The following is an 8,223-nucleotide window of genomic DNA, read 5'->3' as shown; positions in this document are numbered from 1 at the left end:
TCTGTTATAATGAAAGGCAAAGAAAAGAGAGGAAATATTTCAAAAAACATGCAGCAGCGGGTGCTGCGGTGTGAACATCTATCAAGACAAAATAAAAGCGGGTGAACCAAGTGGAAACCATTCGAGTGCTCATAGCGGATGATGAAAAAGAAATCAGAGATTTATTGAAAACCTATTTAAAAAGAGAGTGTTATGAGGTTGACGTGGCAGTTGACGGAGAAGATGCGTTAAGGCTGTTTGAACAAAACCATTACCACCTCGTGATATTGGATGTCATGATGCCGAAAATCGACGGCATCGAGGTCTGCAGAAGGATGAGGAATCATACGAATGTTCCGATCCTGATGCTGACCGCCAAAGACCTTGAAGGCGATAAAATTTTAGGACTGTCCATCGGTGCCGACGATTATATAACAAAGCCCTTCAGCGTAAACGAAGTGCTTGCGCGGATCAAAGCCATGCTGAGGCGCTTTTTGGTCCTCGGCAGCGAAAGCCGCTCTGATGAACAATCGCTGATTCAATTTAAAGGATTGACCATCGATTTGAAAACATATACGGTCACCGCAGGCGGACAGGAGATCTCCCTGACGGCGAAGGAGTTTGAACTGCTGAAGTTTTTCGCCTCAAATCCGGGGCAGGTATTTACGAAAACGCAGCTGTTTCGAAACGCTTGGAGCGACCAATACATAGAAGATGATAATACGGTCATGGTGCATATCAGAAGGCTGAGAAAAAAAATAGAGCCGGACCCTTCCGATCCACAATTTATTCAAACCGTTTGGGGAATTGGCTATAAGTTTGTAGGTGAGAAAGATGCTGACCGATAAAAAGCTGCTGCTTCTCATTCTGCAATGTGCGGCGATTGCAGCACTTTTGTTCATCTATATGAAAACGGCTTCCTTTGGGGTTTTCAGCACAATGTTGTTTGTTTTTCTGTTTGCCGTTACCGCGCTGCTGTTTACGATGAGGCTTCGCTTCATCGATCGCTTAAAGCTGATCGAAACCGAGCTGAAGCGCGTGGCGGATGGAAATTTAAGAAGAAGATTGCTGGCGGAAGGCGGTCAGCCGTTTAATGAAATCATTTTTTCCATTAACGAATTGATAGAGCAGCTTGAAAAAGTTCAAATCAACGCCGCAAAATCGGAAGCGGCCAGAAAACGGCTGCTGTCTAATATTTCCCACGATATCCGAACGCCGCTCACATCAATTATTGGCTATGTTGATGCATTAAAAGACGGGGTCGCGTCTTCGGAAGAAGAGAAACAGGAATATCTCAATATCCTTTCTAAAAAATCCAACAGCCTCAAGCAATTGATCGATGAAATATTCAACATGGCGAAATTGGACGCGAATGAAGTCCAGTTGAAAACAGAGTTTTTTGACCTTGCCGAAGTCGCTAGGGAAACGCTGATCGACTTTTTGCCGGAACTGAAAAAACATGACATTGATTTGAATGTGCAGCTTCCGGAAAAGAAATGCTTTGTTATCGCAGATCGGCTCAGCTTGATCCGCGTGATCGAAAACATCGTGAGAAACGGCATTCATTATGGAAAAGAGGGAAAAGTACTTGGAATCGAACTGACGGAATCAGAACATGAATATCAGCTTCTCATCTGGGATCAAGGTCCGGGAATTCCGGAAAACGATATTGAAAACGTGTTTGATAGAATGTACCGCAGAGACCGGTCGAGAAGCCTTGATGACGGGAGCGGCCTGGGGCTTGCCATCGCCAAATCGCTCGTCGAAAAAAACCGCGGACGCATATGGGCACAGAGCGTCCCGTGGGAAAAAACGACGTTTGGTTTTTCGCTGCCTAAACAAAACCATCTCCAATCATTTAAGAATTAATTAAGAATTGGTTAAGAAGAAGTTAAATCCTTCTGTTTATGATGTAGTTATAAGGCGAGTGAAAGAGAGTGGATCAACTTTGAACACAATTATTAAAACGACGGATCTCACGAAAATGTACGGGCCGCAAAAGTCTGTAGACCATCTCAATATCAATGTAAAACAAGGAGATATATACGGATTTTTGGGACGAAACGGCGCCGGCAAAACGACGACGATCAGAATGCTGCTGGGTCTGATCAAACCGACCAGCGGGCAGATAGAAATTTTCGGAGAGAATTTTTTCAAGAATAAAAAAGAAATTTTAAGAAGAATCGGATCTATCGTGGAAGTGCCCGGCTTTTACGCGAACTTGACGGCAAGGGAAAACCTGCTGATCAATGCGAAAATCATAGGTATCCATAAAAAAAATGCGATCGATGAAGTATTGGAGATCGTGGGCCTGCAGCATGAAACGAAAAAGCTCGTCGGCAAGTTTTCCTTGGGCATGAAACAAAGGCTGGGAATTGCAAGAGCCTTGCTTCACTATCCGGAGCTGTTGATACTGGACGAGCCGACAAACGGCTTGGACCCGATCGGGATCAAAGAAATGAGAAGACTCATTCATTCTCTCGCCAAAGAAAGAAACATCACCATCTTTATATCAAGCCACATTTTGTCTGAAATCGAACAGCTCGTCGATCATGTCGGGATCATTCATGAAGGAAAACTGCTTGAAGAAATTCCGTTTGACCATCTCAAAAAAAGAAACCGCAAATATCTGGAATTTCAATTATCCGATCAAAATAAAGCGGTCGTTCTGATGGAACAGCATTTTGATATTCATGACTACGAAGTTCACCAGGACGGGATCATCCGGGTATACTCCCATTTGGGCCAGCAGGGAAAGCTCAATAAATTGTTTGTCGAAAACGGAATAGACGTATTGAAGATTGCGATGAGCGAAGACAGTCTTGAAGACTATTTCGTGAAGTTGATTGGGGGCGGGACGATTGGCTAATTTGCTATATACCGAATTGCTGAAGCTTAAGCGGTCACAGATGTTTCTTGTCAGTATCCTGGGAGCGGCGGCAGCCCCTTTCATCTGTTTTATATCGTCTTTGGCTAAAAAAGCCAAGTACCCTGATGTACCGATTCGCTTCAGTGAGACCTTTTCCGATACCAACCTGTATATTGTGCTTTTGATCGGAGTCCCGTTGTATGGCGTGATTACATCATATTTATTCAATCGGGAATACGCTGAAAGCACGCTAAAGAATCTATTGACGATTCCTGTTTCAAGAATCAGCCTGATTGTCAGCAAATTGGTTCTGCTCCTCATTTGGATCATGATGCTGACGTTGATTGCCTGGGTGCTGACGCTGCTGTTTGGGCTGATCGGCCAGTTTGAAGGGCTCAGTTCGGCGGTTTTAATAGATGGGTTTAAACAATTTATGATAGGCGGGGCACTTCTTTTCTTCCTGGTCAGTCCAATTATATTTGTGACACTGCTGTTTAAAAACTACGTGCCCACCATTATCTTTACAATCATTATATCAATGGTCAGCATTATGGTATACGGCACGGAGTACAGCGCTTTACTCCCCTGGTCGGCGGTATGGGTGATCGCTTCGGGTACGTTCTTTCCGGAATATCCGCCCGAATATTCTTTTATCAGTGTTGCCGCCACAACCGTTCTTGGATTAGCCGCGACAATCGTTTACTTTAAAAAAATCGATATTCATTGATGCAGGAGGAGTCTAAAGGAATGTGCAACACATGTTTGTACATTCCTAATCCCGATAAAGGCTTATTGCACAATTTTGATGGATATATTTAGGATAAAAGTATAAAAAAGGAGAATGGAACATGTCTTTTTCAGAATTAAATATTGATGCTTTTCGTTTCATTAATGATTTGGGAAAAGAGTATTCGATGCTGAATCCGGTCGTTTACTTTCTGGCCGAATATATGATGTACTTCCTCGCGTTGGGTCTTGTCGTTTATTGGCTGACCCGGACGACAAAAAACAGATTGATGGTCATTTATGCAGTCATCGCATTTGTGATTGCCGAAATTCTTGGGAAAATCATGGGCTTTCTGCATTCCAACTATCAACCGTTTGCCACGCTTCCGAATGTCAACAAGCTGATAGAGCATGAAATTGACAATTCGTTTCCGAGCGACCATACGATTTTGTTTTTTTCAATCGGCTTTTTATTCTTCCTGTTTCACAAAAAGACGGGCTGGCTGTGGCTTGTGCTTGCGTTTGCCGTAGGCATTTCCCGCATTTGGTCGGGCGTTCACTATCCGCTCGATGTTGCGGCGGGAGCCCTTCTTGGCGTGTTGTCAGCTCTGTTTGTATTCTGGACAGCACCGAAGCTGTCATTTATTCATCAAATGCTGTCCCTTTATGAAAAGGTGGAACACCGGATTGTTCCTTCCAAAAGCAAATCGAACGATAAATCGAAGAACTTTTAAAGGATGAGGCTGCCTTGGATTTAAGCAGCCTTTGCTATGTGCACTCACAAATAAACGATCGGCTTCTTCATCCTCCAAATCGAAGGCGGTTCCCGACAGACCGTCTCCATGAAGGTAGACAGTCTGTCGGGTGCTTTGTTTTTTTGTACGAATAACAGCTGTAGAATCGCTTTCCAGGTATATAGGTTCCTCTTCTTCCTCCTTTTTTCATCCCCATTATAAAAGATGCGGGCTACCCATGACGAAAATTCCAAATAATAGGAATTGAATATAAGTAAAAATATGGTATAATATCAATTACATAGGAGGTGATAATTTCCAATAGGTAATGATAAAATGGTCCATTCTGCTAGAAATCTATTTTTTTATCCATTAAAATGAGAGAACTCGGACCTTAAATTGTTTTGGATGCGGCAGTAGCTTATGGATGGCAGCTGAAGACGTACATACGAATTATCAAAAATACGGAGGGAAACGAAATGAAAAAAGCGATTTTAGGGTTTTCTTTGTCTGCGGCGCTCCTGGTTCCATCCTCATTCGCTGCGGCTGCTGGGGACGGGCAGCTGACAAGTGAGCAAAAAGAACTGCTTGAAGCCAAGACAGAATACGTGCAGTCACTTCCTGAACAGGCATCTGTCCAAAGCGGTGTGACGGCATATGCAGGAAAAAGGCTCACAATTAAAAGAGGAAGCTTCCTCGCTTGGTCGAAAGATTATATCGACTGGTACTACAACGGCAAAAAAGTATCGAAAAGCAGCGGATCGCAGGATGTCGGCTACGTCTTTCCGAATGTCGTGAGAGCAAAAGGGATTAAAAGGTATTACAAGTCTTCAGGGCTTCACAAATGGAGAGCGAAAAAAACGCTGAGCTTCGGGACCGTTACACCGTGGGGAGATGTTGAATTCGCCAGCTCAACCTTTACAGACAGAAGGTGGGTCAATAAAAAAGGAAAATACGGAAACGATTAATTTGCCGTAAGCCATTTCATACAACGCTGCTAAAAGACTATTTTGAAATTAATGGCAGCGTTGTATAATGGAGAATGTTGCAACACCATCCTGATGCAAGAAAGGATTTTTTAAATTGATCAAAATCGATGACCTGACGAAATCTTATGGAAGCAAAAAGGTATTCAACCGTCTCAACATGAATATCGAAAAAAACAAAGTCACCTTCCTGATGGGGGAAAACGGCGCCGGGAAAACGACGCTCTTGAAATGCCTGCTCAAGCTGGAACATTTCGAAGGCGGCATTCTGTACGACGGAGAGCCGCTTGAAGCCGTCAGGAGCAAAGTGCACGTTATCTATGACGATTCCCCGTTTTACGATCATCTGAGCGGATATCAAAATATCAAACTACTGATCAATAAACCTGCCGGCAAAGAAGAGCTTGAACAATTGTCGCAAAAGTTTCTCGGCAGGGAGCTGCTGAAAAAAAAGGTCAAGACCTATTCATACGGACAAAAGAAAAAGCTGGCCTTAATGATCGCTGCATTAAACAAACCGTCATTCTTGTTTTTGGATGAGATATCAAACGGGCTTGACTACCGGTCCATGATGGAGCTTCAGGAGCTCATCAATGACTGGTCAAGCAGGATGACGATTGTTGCCGCCGGCCATCAGTTTGAGTTTTATTCTTCAATCGTCGATCAATTATACGTGTTGAAAGACGGTTCAGCTATCCACATAGACAATTTTAAAACGAATGGAGCAGAATTGGGCGATGTCTATAAAGAATATTTATAATATTTTCAAGAAAGAGCTTGCATTTCAATCGTATTCTAAATTGCTCATCATTTTATTGCTTCCTCTATTATTCATTTCATCCGGATACATATATGTTCACTATAAAAATACAATGGACAGCTACCAGCAGTTCAAAAAGACTGAAAATGAATATAAAGAACTCGGCATCGATATTAAGCAGGCGCTGGAGTCGCCCGTCAAGGTGAAGGAAGGTGAGCTGAAAAGCGAGGATGGCGACGGAGAGATCGTCGAAAATATTTTAAGGTTCGACTATGAGAATTTCGTCTTGTCCCTCCATCACCTGGAGCCGAAACAGTCAGTCACTATGACGCTTGAGCTGATGGGCTTCATCATTTTTCCCTTGGCTTTCACGCTGTATGCCATCTATATCTCCTCATACGACATCAGATTCAAGACGATGAAAGTGAAAGCGGTCAGCCATGATTGGAAATCCGTTCTGTTTGCCAAACAGTGTTCGGTTTACATGGTGATGGCTGCCGCCGTGATCGCCGTTGTATGTACGGCATATGTGTCAAGCCTCGTCTTTTATTCCCTTGCTTCAAGGGATATACCGGTCGGCGAGTTCACAATACCCGCTGTTTCAAAAAGCAATATCCTGCTTCAGCTCGCTGTCGTTCTGGCGGTCAGCTTCATCTTTTCGACGATCGGATTTTATTTGGGCGTCCTCTTCAGAAGCTTTATTACGCCTGCTTTGCTTTATGTCGTTTACAGCCTGCTGATCCCTGCTTTGGGCAGGTTCGATTTAAAAAACCTGCTGTCTAATCTCGGGCATGCGGTTTTCAGTTTCAGCGGCGGCTTTAAACTGTTTACACCGGTGAAGGTGGACATGATTCCGGTCATCATCATTTTAGCCGCATCCGTCGGCTTGCTGTCTGCGGTCACTTATTACATGGCGCACAGGCAAAGCAAATATGTCGTTTGAAAAAAGAGTGCGGGCGCCTGCGCTCTTTTTTCTTTTGCAAACGAAGGACACCCGTTGGCTCAGGGTTGACAGGAAGGAGAGCCATTCGCATCCGCCATGCAAGGAAACCGGACCCACCCGTCTCTGGAGGAAGACGGTTTTTTTGATTGAAACGTTGTTCCTCGTAAATATTCGAAAAATTCTATATAATAATAAAGCGGTCTCAGAATTCATGCACTTTTTTAAGTAAACAGCGTTTGAACAGAGGGCAGGTGAGAATAGTGGCGAATCAGGATTTGAATTTGCACACGTTATATACGAGTCATACCCGTGATGCCTGGGCAAATCTCGGCGGGCATATGTCGGTAAAGATGACCGAAGAGGAAGTAAAGAAGCTTGAAGGTTTAAATGACTATCTGTCTTTGGAAGAAGTCGAAACCGTTTATGTTCCGCTGGCGAGGCTGCTTTATTTACACCGGACAACTCAATATGAACGGAACACCCGGGTGAACGGTTTTTTGAACCATCCTCACGCGGCCAAAATTCCGTTCATCATCGGGATTGCCGGAAGCGTCGCGGTTGGAAAAAGCACGACGGCCCGCATCATTCAGACGGTGCTCTCGCGTTTGCAGGAACGGTTGAAAGTCAGTCTGATCACAACTGACGGTTTTCTTTATCCCAATGCGGTGCTGACAGAAAAACAGATGATGTCGCGGAAGGGGTTTCCGGAAAGCTATGATGTCAAAGCATTGCTTGAGTTTTTAAACGATTTAAAATCCGGCAAGAAAATCGTTCGCGCACCCGTTTATTCCCATTTAACGTACGACAGATTGGAAGGGGTTTACGAAACGGTTGAACAAGCGGATATCGTCATCATCGAAGGCGTCAATGTGCTGCAGACGCCGACGATCGAAGACGACCGGACAAAACCGCGGGTTTTCGTTTCCGATTTTTTTGACTTCTCAATTTATGTGGATGCCGAAGAAGACCTCATTATCAAATGGTATCTTGAACGCTTTCGCATGCTCAGAGAGACGGCATTTCAAGATCCGAGTTCTTATTTCCATAAATTCAAAGACCTTGCGGACGAAGAAGCGGACCATATGGCAAAGTCAATATGGGAGACCGTCAACCGTCCGAATTTGTATGAGAACATTCTGCCTACAAAATTCCGGTCTGATTTAATCTTGAGAAAAGGCGAAGGCCACAAGGTGGAAGAGATTCTCGTCAGACGGGTGTAGAAGAGG

General features: G+C 44.0%; 9 protein-coding genes. All 9 read left to right on the top strand.

Annotated features, from left to right (window positions below; all coding sequences use genetic code 11):
• Positions 1 to 110: 110 nt before the first annotated feature.
• Positions 111 to 827 carry a response regulator transcription factor gene (locus MHI30_RS12595; RefSeq protein ID WP_025811198.1) on the top strand — a complete coding sequence of 239 codons (717 nt, stop codon included), beginning with the start codon at positions 111 to 113 and terminating at the stop codon, positions 825 to 827.
• Positions 814 to 1,848 carry a HAMP domain-containing sensor histidine kinase gene (locus tag MHI30_RS12590; RefSeq protein ID WP_075754050.1) on the top strand — a complete coding sequence of 345 codons (1,035 nt, stop codon included), beginning with the start codon at positions 814 to 816 and terminating at the stop codon, positions 1,846 to 1,848. The genes MHI30_RS12595 and MHI30_RS12590 overlap by 14 nt, the downstream gene beginning before the upstream one ends.
• Positions 1,849 to 1,927: 79 nt before the next feature.
• Positions 1,928 to 2,848, top strand: coding sequence for a bacitracin resistance ABC transporter ATP-binding subunit BcrA (bcrA, locus tag MHI30_RS12585; RefSeq protein ID WP_023855962.1), 921 nt, complete (start codon positions 1,928 to 1,930; stop codon positions 2,846 to 2,848).
• On the top strand, positions 2,841 to 3,575 hold the full coding sequence (locus MHI30_RS12580; protein WP_023855961.1) for an ABC transporter permease: 735 nt from the start codon (positions 2,841 to 2,843) through the stop codon (positions 3,573 to 3,575). The genes bcrA and MHI30_RS12580 overlap by 8 nt, the downstream gene beginning before the upstream one ends.
• A 121-nt stretch (positions 3,576 to 3,696) precedes the next feature.
• The gene (gene bcrC, locus MHI30_RS12575; RefSeq protein ID WP_075754052.1) at positions 3,697 to 4,308 is read left to right on the top strand and encodes a bacitracin resistance undecaprenyl-diphosphatase BcrC; all 612 of its coding nucleotides are present in this window, start codon (positions 3,697 to 3,699) and stop codon (positions 4,306 to 4,308) included.
• Positions 4,309 to 4,787: 479 nt separating this feature from the next.
• Entirely contained in the window at positions 4,788 to 5,276 is a 489-nt protein-coding gene (locus MHI30_RS12570; RefSeq protein WP_023855959.1) for a hypothetical protein, read from the top strand.
• A gap of 115 nt (positions 5,277 to 5,391) precedes the next feature.
• Positions 5,392 to 6,054: an ATP-binding cassette domain-containing protein gene (locus MHI30_RS12565; protein WP_075754054.1), complete on the top strand. Its 663-nt coding sequence runs from the start codon at positions 5,392 to 5,394 to the stop codon at positions 6,052 to 6,054.
• Complete coding sequence (locus MHI30_RS12560) at positions 6,032 to 6,997, top strand: ABC transporter permease (protein WP_003183250.1); 966 nt, start codon at positions 6,032 to 6,034, stop codon at positions 6,995 to 6,997. The genes MHI30_RS12565 and MHI30_RS12560 overlap by 23 nt, the downstream gene beginning before the upstream one ends.
• Before the next feature lie 260 nt (positions 6,998 to 7,257).
• Positions 7,258 to 8,217 carry a type I pantothenate kinase gene (gene coaA / locus MHI30_RS12555; protein WP_075754056.1) on the top strand — a complete coding sequence of 320 codons (960 nt, stop codon included), beginning with the start codon at positions 7,258 to 7,260 and terminating at the stop codon, positions 8,215 to 8,217.
• Positions 8,218 to 8,223 lie beyond the last annotated feature (6 nt).

Origin of the sequence: Bacillus sp. FSL L8-0528 (genome assembly GCF_038593085.1) — a bacterium.
Taxonomy (GTDB): Bacteria; Bacillota; Bacilli; order Bacillales; family Bacillaceae; genus Bacillus; species Bacillus paralicheniformis.
The sequence above is the reverse complement of the archived record's forward strand: the minus strand, read 5'-3'. Positions and strand labels throughout refer to the sequence as shown.